This window comes from Zunongwangia atlantica 22II14-10F7, from assembly GCF_002094855.1.
In the GTDB taxonomy this organism is placed as follows: domain Bacteria; phylum Bacteroidota; class Bacteroidia; order Flavobacteriales; family Flavobacteriaceae; genus Zunongwangia; species Zunongwangia atlantica.
The window spans coordinates 107,231-123,552 of sequence record NZ_ARYN01000010.1; the positions used below are offsets into that span (position 1 = coordinate 107,231).

The 16,322-nt window shown below is 34.8% G+C and carries 15 protein-coding genes; 4 read left to right on the plus strand and 11 right to left on the minus strand.

Features of this window, described 5'->3' with window-relative positions; translation table 11 throughout:
- Nucleotides 1-6: 6 nt before the first annotated feature.
- Both IIF7_RS12145 and IIF7_RS12150 read right to left on the minus strand, forming a co-directional pair.
- A complete protein-coding gene (locus IIF7_RS12145) occupies nucleotides 7-612 on the minus strand; it encodes a DUF4254 domain-containing protein (RefSeq protein ID WP_084841966.1) in 606 nt (201 codons plus the stop codon).
- 180 nt (nucleotides 613-792) lie between these two features.
- A complete protein-coding gene (locus IIF7_RS12150; protein WP_084841967.1) occupies nucleotides 793-1,722 on the minus strand; it encodes a DUF6427 family protein in 930 nt (309 codons plus the stop codon).
- 46 nt (nucleotides 1,723-1,768) lie between these two features.
- On the opposite strand from IIF7_RS12150, the gene IIF7_RS12155 reads away from it, so the two are divergent.
- Complete coding sequence (locus tag IIF7_RS12155; protein ID WP_084841968.1) at nucleotides 1,769-1,993, plus strand: DUF6341 family protein; 225 nt, start codon at nucleotides 1,769-1,771, stop codon at nucleotides 1,991-1,993.
- A 2-nt stretch (nucleotides 1,994-1,995) separates the two neighbouring features.
- Here IIF7_RS12155 and purD read toward each other — a convergent pair whose 3' ends face one another.
- Nucleotides 1,996-3,270 (minus strand): phosphoribosylamine--glycine ligase, encoded by a 1,275-nt coding sequence (gene purD, locus IIF7_RS12160; RefSeq protein ID WP_084841969.1) that lies wholly within the window; start codon nucleotides 3,268-3,270, stop codon nucleotides 1,996-1,998.
- 88 nt (nucleotides 3,271-3,358) lie between these two features.
- On the opposite strand from purD, the gene IIF7_RS12165 reads away from it, so the two are divergent.
- Nucleotides 3,359-4,669 carry a phenylacetate--CoA ligase family protein gene (locus IIF7_RS12165; RefSeq protein ID WP_084841970.1) on the plus strand — a complete coding sequence of 437 codons (1,311 nt, stop codon included), beginning with the start codon at nucleotides 3,359-3,361 and terminating at the stop codon, nucleotides 4,667-4,669.
- Here IIF7_RS12165 and IIF7_RS12170 read toward each other — a convergent pair.
- The 5 genes from IIF7_RS12170 to IIF7_RS12190 all read right to left on the minus strand — a co-directional run bounded on the left by IIF7_RS12170 (nucleotide 4,658) and on the right by IIF7_RS12190 (nucleotide 10,558).
- Complete coding sequence (locus IIF7_RS12170) at nucleotides 4,658-5,431, minus strand: glycosyltransferase family 2 protein (protein WP_084841971.1); 774 nt, start codon at nucleotides 5,429-5,431, stop codon at nucleotides 4,658-4,660. The genes IIF7_RS12165 and IIF7_RS12170 overlap by 12 nt on opposite strands.
- A gap of 3 nt (nucleotides 5,432-5,434) precedes the next feature.
- Complete coding sequence (locus IIF7_RS12175; RefSeq protein ID WP_084841972.1) at nucleotides 5,435-6,424, minus strand: UDP-glucuronic acid decarboxylase family protein; 990 nt, start codon at nucleotides 6,422-6,424, stop codon at nucleotides 5,435-5,437.
- Nucleotides 6,425-6,494: 70 nt separating this feature from the next.
- On the minus strand, nucleotides 6,495-8,120 hold the full coding sequence (locus IIF7_RS12180; protein WP_245801626.1) for a DUF6909 family protein: 1,626 nt from the start codon (nucleotides 8,118-8,120) through the stop codon (nucleotides 6,495-6,497).
- 65 nt (nucleotides 8,121-8,185) lie between these two features.
- On the minus strand, nucleotides 8,186-9,685 hold the full coding sequence (locus IIF7_RS12185) for a GH3 auxin-responsive promoter family protein (RefSeq protein ID WP_084841974.1): 1,500 nt from the start codon (nucleotides 9,683-9,685) through the stop codon (nucleotides 8,186-8,188).
- A 3-nt stretch (nucleotides 9,686-9,688) separates the two neighbouring features.
- Nucleotides 9,689-10,558 (minus strand): M23 family metallopeptidase, encoded by an 870-nt coding sequence (locus IIF7_RS12190; protein WP_084841975.1) that lies wholly within the window; start codon nucleotides 10,556-10,558, stop codon nucleotides 9,689-9,691.
- A 276-nt stretch (nucleotides 10,559-10,834) separates the two neighbouring features.
- Here IIF7_RS12190 and tatA point away from each other — a divergent pair, with 276 nt between their 5' ends.
- Nucleotides 10,835-11,047, plus strand: coding sequence for a twin-arginine translocase TatA/TatE family subunit (gene tatA, locus IIF7_RS12195; RefSeq protein WP_084841976.1), 213 nt, complete (start codon nucleotides 10,835-10,837; stop codon nucleotides 11,045-11,047).
- A 77-nt stretch (nucleotides 11,048-11,124) separates the two neighbouring features.
- Here tatA and IIF7_RS12200 read toward each other — a convergent pair whose 3' ends face one another.
- The 3 genes from IIF7_RS12200 to IIF7_RS12210 all read right to left on the minus strand — a co-directional run bounded on the left by IIF7_RS12200 (nucleotide 11,125) and on the right by IIF7_RS12210 (nucleotide 15,098).
- Complete coding sequence (locus IIF7_RS12200; protein WP_084841977.1) at nucleotides 11,125-12,108, minus strand: DUF4837 family protein; 984 nt, start codon at nucleotides 12,106-12,108, stop codon at nucleotides 11,125-11,127.
- 29 nt (nucleotides 12,109-12,137) lie between these two features.
- Nucleotides 12,138-13,736, minus strand: coding sequence for a lytic transglycosylase domain-containing protein (locus tag IIF7_RS12205; protein WP_084841978.1), 1,599 nt, complete (start codon nucleotides 13,734-13,736; stop codon nucleotides 12,138-12,140).
- Nucleotides 13,737-13,913: 177 nt separating this feature from the next.
- Nucleotides 13,914-15,098 (minus strand): phosphoglycerate kinase, encoded by a 1,185-nt coding sequence (locus IIF7_RS12210; RefSeq protein WP_084841979.1) that lies wholly within the window; start codon nucleotides 15,096-15,098, stop codon nucleotides 13,914-13,916.
- A 69-nt stretch (nucleotides 15,099-15,167) separates the two neighbouring features.
- On the opposite strand from IIF7_RS12210, the gene IIF7_RS12215 reads away from it, so the two are divergent.
- Nucleotides 15,168-16,322, plus strand: coding sequence for a DNA polymerase III subunit (locus IIF7_RS12215; protein ID WP_084841980.1), 1,155 nt, complete (start codon nucleotides 15,168-15,170; stop codon nucleotides 16,320-16,322).

Below are 16,322 nucleotides of genomic sequence, written 5' to 3' on the forward strand. Positions count from 1 at the left end.
ATTTTCTTATTTATTTCTAAGAACCGGGTTAAGTTCGTCGTCGTTATACATTTTCATCTGCTTATAGACTTTCATGTATTTATCCCCATTCTCGATATCTTTTAAAAGCTGATCTATGGCTGAAGAAAGATCTACTCGCTGCTCTAACAAAATATCAAGTTTTGCCTGGCATTTTTCTTTATGATCTGCTGAAGCATCTTCACGAGTCGCTTCTTCATGCATATGATAAATTTTAAGCGCTAAAATTGATAATCGATCTACTCCCCACGCAGGACTTTCCGTATTGATCGTTGCATTTTCTTTAGGCTCAACCGCTTTATATTTTTCAAGGAAATAACTATCGATATATTCAACAGTATCTGTACGATCCTGGTTAGAAGCATCGATAAGACGTTTCAGTTTTAAACCAGCAACAGGATCGATATTAGGATCTCTAACAATATCCTCATAGTGCCATTGCACCGTATCTATCCAACATTTTCTATATAAAAGATGTTCGATAAGCTGCGATTCGCTATCGTAAGGATTTGTAAAAGGCTGATCTACGCTATCAATTACGTGATATTTTTTGATCACTTCCTGAAAGATCTTATTTGCTTTATCTGTAAACATTATATCGATTTTTTAAAACTGAATAGTTTAAACGCCACTAAAATCTGAAAATTTCAAGATTCGACGTTTTTATTGAATATTTTAAATTGAACTGCAAAGGTATTACAAAATCTAGAACTGCTAAACATGGTCTTTGGTTCTTCTATAGTTAACAATTGCTGAATTTCATTTTGAATGAAACTATTTATTCTGAATAAAAAGTACCCCAAAAGGCATCAAAATCAATATTAATAAAAGTATTTCCCTAAAGATCTTATCCCGGCCGGTATCAAAATAATTTGAAACGATAATACTAAGTGGAATAAAAAAGAAAATAAGCTCGCTCCCATTCTTACTTGGAGCGAAAATGCCTACTGAAACACCAATAATTAATGTAAACAAAATAAGATTTAAAGAAGGTCTTAAACTTACTCCTGCCTTTTGAATAATGGAAAAATAATACACTAAAGACCATAGCGTAAGTGCCAAAATTATACTTATTGGCGTAAGAAATTTAAAAGACTGATAATTTGAAAAATCGAAATTATACGGCTGATACCAATCTGAAATTAGATAAAATTGATCATAAATTAATAGATGTATCGAACAGTAGATCAAGTACACACAAACCGCTGAAGTTATAGGTATTAACCAGTTTTTAGGTCGTGGTGAATAAATTACAATTCCTCCCAAAACGATCAATAAAAAAAGGATCGACCAAAAATAGAATAAGGAAGCAATACAGATCCAAAAAGCAGCATCAAAAATCTTTTTTTCAACCGTAATTTGTGATTTTAAGCTTATAATTCGGCGTAAAGCCAATAGAATAAGTGTTGCTGAAATGATCACATTATAATCTTTCAGCAACGGAAAAAATGATGCGCAAAACACTGAAAATAGCAGAATTTTATAAGCGCTACGCTGAGTAAGATCGTTCTTTTTCGCAATAAAATTCAGTAAAAAAAGGGCTAACATTAGTGCTAAAAAAACACCCAGGATTTTAAAGAATTTCAGGATTTCAAAGTCTAAAAACCAATTCTGAAAATTAGCAGCAATAAAAAATCCAGAAAGCAATACGAGGACAAGCGTAATATTAATTGGCTTTGATTTGGCAAAAAAGCTTGTTAGCATTGCTCTTTTTTCTATTTTTGTAGTGTTAAACTAACAATGTTAAACGATGACTGAATTATTTGAAGGGATTTCCTGGTTGTTTGAAGAGGTTCTTCTTAAACCTCTTGATTGGTTACGTTCCCTAGAACTTGACTCTTGGTGGGGTGCTAACGCCATCAACTTTGTATTTATTATCATTGGAATGATCGCTTTTGCTTACTGGTGTAAACAACTTAAGATTTTCCAAGACGCTGATGACGAAAACACAAGATCTAAACCTTACTTAGGATAATCCTAAGCAAGGTCGAATCCTAGATCTTTTCTAAAATACATCTTATCAAATTGTAGTTTTTCTACATTTTGATAAGATTTTTTTAGTGCCTCTTTGTAATCTTCTCCAAAAGCAGTCACTGCAATTACACGACCTCCATTGGTAACAACTTTACCATCTTTTGTTGTCGTACCGGCATGAAATACTAATGCATCTTCTACATTTTCGATTCCGGTTATTTCTTTACCTTTTTCGTAAGCTTCTGGATAACCACCAGAAACCATCATTACGGTAGTAGCCGTTCTTTCATCGATTTCTAGATCTACCTCATCAAGTTTTCCCTGAGCAGCTTTTGCTAAGACCTCAACCAGATCAGATTTTACTCTTGGTAAAACAACTTCGGTTTCAGGATCTCCCATCCTTACATTATATTCGATCACATAAGGCTCTTCTCCTACTTTTATCAATCCGATAAAAACGAAACCTTTATAGTCGATATTTTCTTCAGCAAGACCGTCTACCGTAGGTTTAACGATACGCTCTTCTATTTTCTGCATAAACTCAGCATCGGCAAACGGAACCGGAGAAATAGCTCCCATTCCACCTGTATTTAATCCAGTGTCTCCTTCACCAATTCTCTTATAATCTTTAGCGGTTGGTAAGATCTTGTAATTTTTACCATCGGTTAAAACAAAAACACTTAGCTCTATACCATCTAAAAACTCTTCGATCACCACCTTTGCGCTGGCTTCTCCAAATTTTTGATTTTTCAGCATATTTTCCAATTCGGCTTTAGCTTCAGCAAGATCATTTAAAATTAAAACGCCTTTACCTGCAGCAAGACCATCTGCTTTAAGAACGTAAGGAGCTTTTAAAGTTTCTAAAAAGGCTTTACCAGCTTCCAGACTCTCTACAGTAAAACTTTCGTAAGCAGCTGTTGGGATATTATGCATCGCCATAAACTCTTTAGCGCGCTCTTTACTTCCTTCGAGTAATGCTCCACGTTTTGAAGGACCAACGATTAAAAGTTCTTTCAACTCTGGCTCGGCCTTACAAAAATCTGTAATCCCCTTAACAAGAGGATCTTCTGGCCCTACAACCAGCATGTCTATATTATTTTCTAGAATAAAATCTTTAATACCGGAAAAATCTCCTACATTTAGGCTCACATTTTTCCCTACATTTGAAGTTCCGGCATTCCCGGGAGCTATATACAGTTTTTCACATTTTGGACTTTGTGCAATTTTGTAAGCAAAAGTATGCTCTCTACCGCCCGAACCTAGTATTAAGATTTTCATTTATAAGAAATATTTATTTTGGGCTTCAAAAATAATTGTTTGTAAATTGAAGCACCAATAAAATTGAATAAAAAAGCATTAATAAGTTTTGGATTGGTTTAAACTTTCGCTTCAGCTCAATAAATTCCCTGTAAACAGGGCTCGTAAAATGTTGGACGAAATCGACCATATTTCAGAAAGCCAATACCAAAATTTTATTGAAACAAAGAAAAAGGAAATTGTTGATTATCATTTAACTAATAACAATTTTTATAAAAGCTTTATTGGTAATAATTCGGTTAAAAATTGGGAAGATATTCCTATTATGACCAAAACCGATTTACAACAACCTTTAGAACAGCGTCTTAGCTACGGCTTCAATTTAAAGAATAGCTATGTTGGCAAAACTTCTGGAAGTAGTGGCCATCCCTTTACTTTTGCGAAAGATAAACTTTGCCACGCAATGGCCTGGGAAGGTTTTAATGATCATTATAACTGGCATGGTATCGATCTTAATAAATCGCTACAAGCAAGATTTTATGGTATTCCGTTAGACTTTTATGGCAATTTACAGGAGCGTATCAAAGACCGAATAAGCCTTAGAAGACGCTTTAGTATATTTGATCTTAGCGAAGCGAAATTGCAAAGTTTTCTTGATCGTTTTAAAAACAGTAAATTCGATTATTTAAATGGTTATACAAGTGCCATCCTGCTTTTTTCTAAATTTCTGAAGAAAAAGGAAATCGTTCTTAAAGATATTTGTCCCAGCCTAAAACTTTGTATTGTAACTTCTGAACGTTTATTTGATAAGGACAAGAAAATAATCGAAGAAGCTATTGGTGTACCCGTTGTAAACGAATATGGTGCCAGTGAAGTAGGCCTTATTGCTTTTGAGAATCCAGAAGAAGAATGGTGCTTAAACTCCAGGGATCTTTTTATCGAAATTGTAGATAAAAACAATAAAACTTTACCTCCCGGTGAAGAAGGAAGGGTGGTAATCACTTCACTTTTTAATAAAGCACATCCTATTATTCGTTATGCCATTGGAGATATTGGGATTATCTCTAAAAAAAGTACGCCAAAAAAGCCAATTTTAGAATCTTTGATTGGACGTACCAGTGATGTGGCAAAACTTGCTGATGGAAAAGTAGTTCCCGGACTTACATTTTACTACGTAACTAAAACGATTATCGACGATACAGGAAGTACTAAAGAATTTGTAGTCACCCAAACCAAAATGGATTCTTTTGAGATTGAATACGTACGAGATACCGATTTTAATACTGAAGAAACGACCAAAATCGCTGAAGCAGTTGAAAAATATGTTGGTAAAAACCTGAAAGTTAATTTTAAAAGAAAACAAAGTCTTACCCGAAGTAAAAATGGAAAATTGAAGCAGTTTACTTCCTTAATCGAGTGATTTTAACTGCCTAGATTTCACAAAAAAATGTTCTCCTAAAAAGACCAAAATCCAATACATACTTTTAAGTTTTCCAAATCCTAAAACTTTATTATAGATTTTAAAATTATAAGAAAGCATTTCTAATTTATTTTCAGAAACAGAACCTTTTCTTATTCGGTATAAAGCAAGCGATTCTTCCATACCGTGGGCTGTTCCGCCTTTTCTAATAACCTCGAGCCACATTGCCCAATCCTGTCTTTTTCGTATTTCAGGATGATACACTTTGCCAATTTTAGCCGCATTATACATGCCGGTAAGATTACCTATATAGTTGCTTTTTATCTGTTTTGAATAGTTTACAAAAGGTAAAGCTTCGATAACTTCGTTTAAAGCTTTTCCGTTCTCACTAATCCGATCATAGCTACTAAATACAATCTTAGCATTGTTCTCTTTACAAAAATTAAGCTGCTGAGAGAGCTTTTCTGGTTTCCATAGATCATCCGCGTCTAAAAAAGCTATAAACTCTCCTGTAGCTTCTTTAACCGCCTTATTTCTGGTATAACCCGCACCATAATTAATTTCATTTCTAAATATTTTGATGCGAGCATCTTTATTTACATAATTACGAACGGTATTTACCGTAGCATCTTTTGAAGCATCATCTACAATAATAAGTTCCCAGTTTTTATAGTGCTGAGCAATCACAGATTCTATTGCCTGCGAAATAAATTCATTAGAATTATAGGCAGGCATAATCACAGAAACCAAAGGATTTTGCATTATTTACTTTCTATTATGCTTAGTAAAATCTTTATGCTCTTTCTTCAATAAATCTTCTTTAGATAGATTATTGAAGTAGTTATAAGTGATTTTCATCCCTTCTTCCCTAGATACTTTTGGCTCCCATCCCAAAATTTCTTTAGCTCTGGTAATATCTGGTTGGCGCTGTAAAGGATCGTCTTTTGGTAAATCTTTATAAACAATTTTTTGCTTTGTACCGGTTAGCTTAATAACTTCTTCAGCAAAGTCTTTAATCGTTAATTCATCTGGATTACCAATATTTATAGGCTCTACATAATCACTAAAAAGTAACCTGTATATCCCTTCTACCTGATCGTCTACATAACAAAAAGAACGAGTTTGCAAACCATCTCCAAAAACAGTTAAATCTTCTCCTCTAAGAGCCTGACCAATAAATGCAGGTATTACTCTACCATCATTTAATCGCATTCTTGGCCCGTAAGTATTAAAGATTCTCACAATTCTGGTTTCTAAACCGTGAAACCTATGATAGGCCATAGTTAAGGATTCCTGAAATCGCTTTGCTTCATCATAAACTCCACGTGGCCCGATAGTGCTTACATTGCCATAGTAATCTTCAGATTGCGGATGTACTAAAGGATCTCCATAAATTTCTGAAGTTGAAGCGATAAGTATTCTGGCTCCTTTTTCCTTTGCTAAACCTAAACAATGATGTGTTCCTAAAGATCCTACTTTTAAAGTTTGGATAGGAATTTTTAAATAATCGATTGGGCTGGCAGGCGATGCAAAATGAAGTATATAATCCAACTTTCCGGGGACATGAATAAACTTGGTTACATCGTGATTATAAAATTCAAAGTCTTTATTTTTAAAAAGGTGCTCTATATTACGAATATCGCCTGTAATAAGATTATCCATTCCTATCACCCTAAAGCCTTCTTTGATAAATCTATCACACAAATGCGAACCTAAAAATCCCGCTGCTCCTGTAATTAATACAGTTTTGCCCATTTAAATATTATTAATCGATTTTAAAAAAATCATTTAGAAAACATCTAATCTTAAATTTACTACAAGAACTTTAAGAATTAAAGATTTGCTCCAGTATTTTTTCAGTAATTAAATAAGTTGGTTTTACACCTGTAGTTCCTAAACCTCCTGAAGCTAAAGTACTTCCGGTTTCTAATGGATTATCTGAGGCATAATAAGCATATCGTACCTGCACATCTTCTGCAATACTCTTTCGTAGCTTACTAGCCGCCTGAATTGCTTTTTGATAGTGCGCTCCTTCCATTTCCAAACCACTTACATTCCACGTAGAATCATGGAAAAACTTAAGAATATCACGGTTTTGTAAGGAAGTTCCCAAAACGGTGATCATACTACCATCAACTACTTTTATACCGTGCCCTTCAAGATCATCTTTGGTAAGTTCATTTTTAAAAGGATAATTATCTGCTGTTCCTTCAAAAATATGTGCGGAAGGGATCATAATATCTCCTTTTCCTCCTTCTAAAATACCGGCTTTCCCCATAATAGAAACCGATTTCACATTCATTTTAATCTCTTCCTCGTCAATAATATATGGTTTTAGAAGCTCGTCCATTGTTTCGTAAGCCTGCTCTCCAAAAGCATAATCCATCACGATTATTACTGGCTTTTCTTCTTCCTTTAGAGATTTGAATTCTTTATTTCTGAAGCCTTCTTCTAACTTAGCCGTATCAAAAACCTGAACATCGATATTGGTTCCACTGGAATCTTCTATAAACTTCATTCCTCCTGAAAGCGCTAATTTTGAAACCTTTTGGCGAACCTGCCCGTTTGAAGAATCACTTAGCATTTCGTAAACCTGAAGAATATCTTTCTTTTTAATTTCAGCCTTTAAAGCTAATGGCGCGTATAATGTGTTCATCACACTATGCATATTAGCACTAATAATATGGATTGGGCGTTGCAATAACTCTTCTTCTACCAGATATTTTTTAATCTTATCTGCCCAAACTTCTCCATGAATATGGTGCCCTAAACGCTCTCTAAGAATCGGACTAAAAGTGATGATCCTCTTATCATTATTAACCGTTTCTTCAATCGCAAGTTTTCCCATCCAGTAAATGATATGCAAAAACTGCTCTGGATTACCAGGAGTAGAAAACTTAGGATAAATGGTAGAAACTTCGTAAAAAGTACGGCCTAAAATATTGGCTGTGTGCGTTAACGCAACTTCACGCTCAGATTTATCGATTTCTTTATCAGAAAGTACTACAGCTTCCAGTTTTTTCCAGTCTCTGTTTACACTTCCATCCTCGTCGATCACTACTCGTCTCATAATCTTATGAGATTCGATAAAAAGGAAGGTTAAATGCGTAAGAATATCATAGATTTCAGATCGTCCTCTGGTAATCTCGATATTCATTTGTTCTTCGTCTATTCTGTAACAGTTTCTACGACGTTTTGGAGGAACAATGGGCTGAAAATGCGAATCACCATAGCCTTCGTCACTGGTTAGATTGATATAACGACATTGTTCTATCCCAATAGGAAGACGCTCTAAAACATACAATAACCCGCTAAGCTCGGCTTTATCCTCAGCAACAGATCCATAAATTTCTGGTCTTAATGCCAATAATCCTTCTCTTAAAGTTTCTCCAGAAACACCCATTGGTTTGTAAAAACCTCTGTTAAAAAGGTGTCTCATGGTAATATACATACGTTCTATCGCATTGGTACTTTCCTGCGCTCTCGTTCTTCCTTCTGTTTTCAACTTCAAATTGTTTATTTTTTTATTAATGCTTCTAAAGCATCTGCAATTTTACGATCGTTCGATAATCTTGGCAATTTATTTTGTCCGCCCAACTTGCCAATCGATTTCATATACGCCTGAAATCCGTCTTTTGGAACTTTGGTGATTTTTACCGGTTGCAAAATATTTCCTTCAATTAAATCGAAATAATAGGAGTTTTGCTGCTGAAGTGATTTATCCAGAATATTCCTGAAATTCGATAAATTTTCGGGTTCTTTTTCAAACTCTATAAACCACTCGTGATATGGTAATTCTTCTGCGGAAGGATTTACCTGTGGTGCAACCGTAAATTCGTTAATTCTGGCTCCTGTTTTTTCAGAAGCAACCTGCATGGCTTCCTCTACTTCTTTGGCAATAACATGCTCCCCAAACGCTGAAATATAATGCTTAATCCTTCCCGAAACCATCACCCGATAAGGCTTTAAACTGGTAAACTGAATGGTATCGCCAACATTATACGCCCAAAGTCCTGCGGTAGTACTAATAATCATTACATAATTTACGCCAAGCTCTACCTCAGCAATCGTTATTCGTTTTGGATCTTCATCAAAAAAAGATTCGGCCTTAATAAACTCGTAAAAAATACCGCTATTTAGCTGAAGTAACATACCCTTTGCTTTCTGACTATCCTGAAAAGCAAAAAAACCTTCTGAAGCGGGATATAATTCGATGCTATCTACTTTACGACCAATAAGATTCTCAAATTTAGAGCGATAGGGTTCGTAGTTTACTCCGCCATAAATAAACAGGTCGAAATTCTTAAAAATATCACCTACTTTTTTCCCGGTTTTGCGCTTTAATTTTTCAAAATACATTTGCACCCAACTTGGTATTCCGCTTATCACGGTCATATTCAAATCTCGGGTTTCCTCTACAATTGCGTCAACTTTAGTTTCCCAATCTTCGATACAATTGGTTTCCCAACTTGGCATTCTGTTCTTTTGAAGATATCCAGGTACATAATGTGCTACGATACCCGACAATCGTCCTAATTTTACTCCGTTTTTCTCAGTAAGCTCTGGACTTCCCTGTAAAAAGATCATTTTACCATCTACAAACTTTGCATTTCCGGTTTCAGCAATATAACAAAGAATCGCATTTCGTGCCGCTTCAATATGCGTAGGCATACTTTCTTTGGTAATTGGGATATATTTTGCGCCACTGGTAGTTCCCGATGTTTTCGCATAATACAAAGGTTTTCCCGGCCACAGAATATCTTCTTCCCCGGCTACCATCTTATCTACGTAATTACGAAGCGCTTCGTAGTCTCTTACCGGTACATTTTGGACAAAATCGGCATGCGTTTTTATAGCACCAAAATTATGATCTTTTCCAAAATTGGTGATTTTAGCCTTAGAAATTAATTGATCAAAGATTTTCTGCTGCGCTTCAATAGGATTTGAAGCCCAGCTATCAATTTTCTTTCTAATGGTTTTAGCGAATATTTTAGCTGCAAAAGATTTTAAAGACATAGACTATTCAAAATCAATATAATCGGTTGGGTTTACAGGGTTTCCTTCGTTCCACAATTCAAAATGTAAATGTGGTCCAGTGGTGTATTCTCCAGTATTTCCAGCAGTCGCCACCACTTCGCCAGCTTTTACAAAATCTCCCTGCTCTTTAGTTAATGAGGCGTTGTGCTTATATACAGAAATTAATCCGTAATCATGTTTTACGATAATTACATAACCGGTTTCTGTGGTCCATTCAGCAAAAATAACACGTCCATCTGCAACAGATTTTACGGGTGAATTCTTAGGAATTACCACATCTACCGCATAATGCTTTTCTTCAGCATCATATCCCTCTGTAATCGTTCCTTTTACCGGCGGAAATAAAGAAAAATCGATATTATCTGTAGCGCCCGGCAAAATGTTATACTTATCCTCTAAGGCAACTTCTTCTCTTAGTAAACTATCAGCTCTAGAAGGTGGAATCACCTCAACTTCCAGATTATCCTGAGAGAATTTAGCAATAGAATCACGGTTTAAATCAGAAGTTTGTAAATCTCCAGACAAAACTCCCTTTATAGATCCTAAAAACTGATTATTAAGCTTTAAAACATTTTGTAAAGAATCTGTTTTATATGCTAATTGTGCGGCTTCTTCTTTTAATTGCGGCGAAGAATATCCAGGAATATATTCTCTTAATGGTGTAAAAGCGATAATAAAAGTAGTTGCTGCTACTAATAAAATAGCACTTGTAGTTACCAGAACAAATACATTTAAACGGGTTAATTTTAATGAATATCTCTCTTCAAAAGTATCCTCATTTAAAATTACCATTCGGTATTTATGAAGAAGTTTTCTGGTAAATTTTTTCTTATTTTTTTTCTTTTTCGACATACATAAAAACCTTAAACAAAGATACTGGAAAAATTATGCTTACCGCCCGGTTTTAATCGATAATCTAAATTTGCACATTTTGTAACTTAATTCTAGGGAAATTACTATTATTTTAAAATTAATAATAGGCTTATATTCTGGTAATCCTTCCTAAAAATTCACATTAGCAATTAAAGCTGGTAATAGCATTATAATTAACAAATTGCATATATTTTGCCCTTATTAACGTATATATTGGTTTATTCTTGTTAAGTTTGTAATTATAAATATCGAGTTATGAATGCATTTATGTTACCATTGGCTATAGGAGCACCACAGATTGTACTTATTGTAATCGTGGTTTTACTAATATTTGGAGGTCGAAAAATTCCTGAATTGATGAGAGGATTAGGAAGCGGAATTAAGGAGTTTAAAGATGCATCTAAGGATGATGATGATACTACTAAAAGTTCAGCTTCAGATGCTAAAAAAGTTGAAGACACCAAGTAGTTCTAAAAAATAGTATTAAAAAATCCCATTCTTAATCGAATGGGATTTTTTTTATCTTTATCTATATTGAAATTCGACTATTTTGAAGCAAATTTTAAAGTTTTTAAGATCGCATCTAACTCAAATACATGATCTCTTTTGCTGCTTGCTGGTCTAAAAATAAATCCTTCAGCAATTATATATCTGTTATTTTCTTCGTCTTTAATAGCGTAGTTTACAAAAGGCCCTGCCATATATGCATTATTAACTTCCCATGTTCCGCGAGTTTCATAAGCAAAATGTCCATCTATTTTGGTCTCAAATAAGTAAGGCGCGTAAGCTTCTTCAGTAATCATATAACTTCCTTCTACTGGGCCAGGGATATATTTTTCACCAATACTATCTCGCATTTTCACAATGTTAGCAATGACGCTCGAATCGTTATCTATTGTTTTTAGTGGTACTTCATATACCAGTATTTCCATTAAACCCTTAGGAATCTCTTTTCTTATCCATATAAAATTATCTTCCTGGGCAGCATAACGATAAGCTGTTGGAAACTTCATAGATACGCCAAAAGTTTCTTCCAACTCTTCATCAGATTTTGGTGATTTACCAATTCTGCGCTGCTTTTCTTTAATTTCAGTAGCTTTTAAAACATCAATAATACTATCTGAAGAAGCATTAATTCTATCTATTATTTGCTGCTGATTTTGGCCGGTAATAACAATCCCTGTTTGCGGTGTAGCAAATTGATCTCTAATAATAGCAAGACTATCATTTCCTTTTTCAACTTTTAAAAATATACGGCTACGGCGCACAAAACCAGAAAAGGTTTCAGGCGGAATCTGACTTAAACTGAATAAAGGTTCTTCTTGTGGTAAACCTTCTACCGGCGCAGCAAGATTATCTCTTAAGGCATCACCTACCTGCCCTTCCCAAAGACCATTATCCATTACCACAGAAAGTTGATTGATATTCCCAGAAGAATCTGCTAAAATAAGTTTGGCCGGCTTATCAGATTTATCTTTACAGGAAACTATTATTAGAAACGAAAGCGCAAGAAATACTAATTTTTTCATTTTATTAGTTTTGAATTTAAGTTTGGTTATTAGCCTTTAGACACCTTAATTTTCATTCCTGGTTTAAGGCGTGTACTGCTCATATCATTCCATGCCCTCAAATTCTGTACCGTAACGCCAGGAAACTTTTTAGAAATACTCCATAATGAATCTCCCTGCTGTACTGTATATAGTTTTGTATTTCCTTTTGTGGTAGTTTTTGCACTACTGAAAGCCGTAGCACTTTGCGTGTTAGATACTGGTTTTCTGGGATATATCGTTAAGTATTGCCCTACTCTAATATTATTTCCTCTTAAATTATTCCAGCGTTTTATGCTGCTTACACCTACGCCATATTTTTCTGCAATTCTTCCCAAATAATCTCCGCTTCTTACTCTATATCTAATTCGATCTTCGGTTTCAACGTACTTTGGTAAAGGTTCTTCCCTGTTTGCGATCTCCTGTTCAGCGTATTGATAAATAGCAGATTCATTATTTACAAAAGCTCCTGTTTTTGTTCTTGGTAATCTAACCACATAATTTTTATCCTCTACAAACGGGATAATATCTAATTTATAACTTGGGTTTAAAAATTGAAGTAATTCTTTATTAGTACCTGTAACTTTAGCAATATGATCGAAGGTAAGCAATTCCTTAACCTGAATAGTATCGGTTTGAAAATAAGGAATCTCTGGTCTTTTAGGCTGAAAGTTATGCTCATCTGCATATTCAAAAATATACAAGGTGGCTAAAAAAGCTGGAACATATCCCGCAGTTTCTCTTGGTAAATAGCGTCGCATACTCCAATAATCTGTAGAACCACCACTTCTTCTTATTGCTTTTGAAACATTACCAGGACCAGAATTATACGATGCCAGTACCAAATCCCAATCTCCAAAAACTTTATAAAGTGTAGAAAGATATTTTGCAGCAGCTTCAGTAGCTTTTACAGGATCCATACGCTCGTCGACATAACTACTCACGTTAAGATCGTGCATTTTACCCGTAGTAAACATAAATTGCCATAATCCGGTAGCGCCAACTCTGGATTTTGCTCTTGGATTTAAAGCAGATTCTACAATGGCGAGATATTTTATTTCTAGCGGAATATCATATTTATCTAATTCCTGCTCGAACATTGGGAAGTAATAATCACTTAGCGCCATTAAACGTTCCATAGCCTGCTTATTGCGTTTTAAATACATTTTAATAACGCTTTCCAAACTTGGATTATATTCGATATTAAAAGGTGTCCTGGCATTTAATCTGGCCAGTCTGGCTTTTAAAGTATCTGTAGGTAATTCATCAAAAACCACTTCATCATAATCCTGCTCTGCTATGGATTTTTGAATGGTTTCGTATAGATCTGAATTGGTAAGTTCTGCTCGCCAAACCGAATCTATTCTGGCGGCGTGTGGCATATCTATTAGACAAACTTTAGAAGAATCTCTAATTACAGCAGATATTGGAAGTTTATCTTTAAACTCAGGATCGGGATCTGCAAGTATGATTTCTGTACTATCTACTTTTTGAAAAATCTGAACTCTAAAATTAGCTTTTTCGACCTGTTTTTTAGATTTTTCTTTCTCCTGGGCACTTACAGCAAACACTGCAAATAATCCCAGTAATAAACATACCTGCTTCTTCATATCTCTTTTAGAACCTGTTTACCTACTATTTTAGGATTTAAATTAATGTTTGAAAATTTTTAATCTTGATTTCTAACTAAGAACCTCGAAAGTTCGTTTCGAGGTTCTTAAAATTAGTTAAAATTTTGATCAAAAAGTATACCTTATTTTATCGAAAATTGGTATTTCGATAAAGGTTTATTCGCTAATCGCTGCGATACCCGGTAAAGATTTACCTTCAAGCATTTCTAGCATTGCTCCACCTCCGGTAGAAACATAACTAACTTTATCATCAAAGCCAAATTGTTTTACAGCTGCTACAGAGTCTCCTCCTCCAACTAAAGAGAAAGCTCCATTTTTAGTAGCTTCAGCAATCGCTTTACCAAGCTCGATTGTTCCTTTAGCAAAAGTTTCCATTTCAAATACTCCTAACGGGCCATTCCAAAGGATTATTTTAGAATCTGCGATTACTTTTTCAAAATTCTTTAAAGTTTCAGGACCTACATCTAATCCCATCCATCCATCAGGAATACTATCCACAGATTCTACTTGAGTGCTAGCCTGATCTGAAAAACTATCTGCAATTATAGAATCTACAGGAAGATGTACCTGCACTCCTTTTTCTTTGGCTTTCTTTAAAATTTCTAGAGCTAATTCCTGCTTATCTTCTTCAACAAGAGAATTTCCTATTTTTCCTCCCTGTGCTTTGATAAAAGTATAAGTCATACCACCACCAATAATTAGGTGATCTACAGCATCAAGAATGTTTTCTATAACTGTAATTTTTGAAGAAACCTTTGCTCCTCCTAAAACTGCAGTTACCGGTTTTTCTGTACTATTTAATACTTTATCTAAACTTTTAATCTCTTTTGCTAATAAATAACCAAAGCATTTATCTTCAAAAAATTGAGCTACAATTGTAGTAGAGGCATGTGCTCTATGCGCAGTACCAAAGGCATCATTCACATAAATATCTCCAAGTTCTGAAAGTTGCTTCGCAAAAGCTTCGTCTCCGGCAGTTTCTTCATCGTGAAAACGTAAATTTTCAAGTAAAAGAATTTCTCCAGATTCTAATTCATCTGCAGCCTTTTTAACATCTGCCCCTACGCAGTCTTCAACAAATTTTGGCTCGACACCAATAACTTCAGAAACTTTACTAACGATGTTTTTTAAAGAGAATTTTGCTTCATTTCCTTTTGGTCTTCCTAAATGTGACATTAAAACAACGCTACCACCATCTTCTAAAATCTTAACTATGGTTGGTTTAGCAGCTTCAATACGGTTAGCATCGGTTACCTTAAGGTCTTCGTTAAGCGGTACATTAAAATCTACACGAATTAAAGCTTGTTTATCTTTAAAATTAAAATAGTCTACTGTTTTCATAATTTCGGTTTATTACAAATATAATTTTTTCCGAAGATATAAAACCGCATATAAGCTTTATATTTGCTCATGCTTTTTAAAGAAATTGTAGGACTCCCACATATTAAAAATCATCTAACCACTACTGCAGATAATAGCCGTATTGCACACGCCCAATTATTTGTTGGAAATAGCGGCAGTGGTACTTTGCCAATGGCAATTGCCTATGCGCAATACCTGCTTTGTAAAAACCAGGGTGGTGAGAACGAGCATGGAAATGCTTCCTGTAATTTGAAGTTTACCAATATTTCACACCCAGATCTTCATTTTGCTTTTCCGGTAGCGACAAATCAAACGATTAAAAGTCATCCGGTTTCAGCGAATTTTATGGAAGACTGGCGTAGTTTTATTCAGCATAATCCCTACGGAAGTTTAACTGATTGGTACGAGCATATTGGTATTGAAAATAAACAGGGACAAATTGGGGTAGACGAAGCCCAGGATATCGTGAAATCTTTGTCCTTAAAAGCTTATGAAGGTGGCTTAAAAGTAATGATAATCTGGATGGCAGATCGTATGAATACGGCTGCTGCGAACAAACTTTTAAAGCTTATCGAAGAACCGCCAAATAAGACCATTTTTATTCTTATTGCTGAAGACGAAGAGCAAATTATACAAACCATAAAATCGCGATGCCAAACCCTTAAGTTTCCGCCATTAGCCGAAGCTGATATTGCAGAAAAATTGATTGCATCTAAAAATTTAGATATCCAGGAAGCCAGCTTAATCGCACATCAATCTAACGGAAGTTACACAAGAGCATTACATCTTCTACAAAAAGATACAGCAGACGACCAATTTGAGCAGTGGTTTATCGATTGGGTACGAACCGCATTTAAAGCCAAAGGAAATAAAGCAACCGTTCTGGAACTTATTAGCTGGAGTGAAGAAATTGCTACAATGGGTCGTGAAAAACAGAAGAGCTTTTTGTTGTACTGCCTGGATTTTTTCAGACAGGCCTTAATGCTGAATTATAAAGCCGAAAATCTTGTGTTCTTATCACCAAAAACCAAAGGATTCCAGCTTAAAAAATTTGCTCCTTTTGTACACGGAAACAATATTCTACCCATTACAAAAGCCATTGAAGATGCTATTTATCACATTGAAAGAAACGGAAATGCTAAAATCGTTTTAACCGATCTTTCAATCAGGCTTACAAGATTTTTACATATTAAAGCAGCTTAA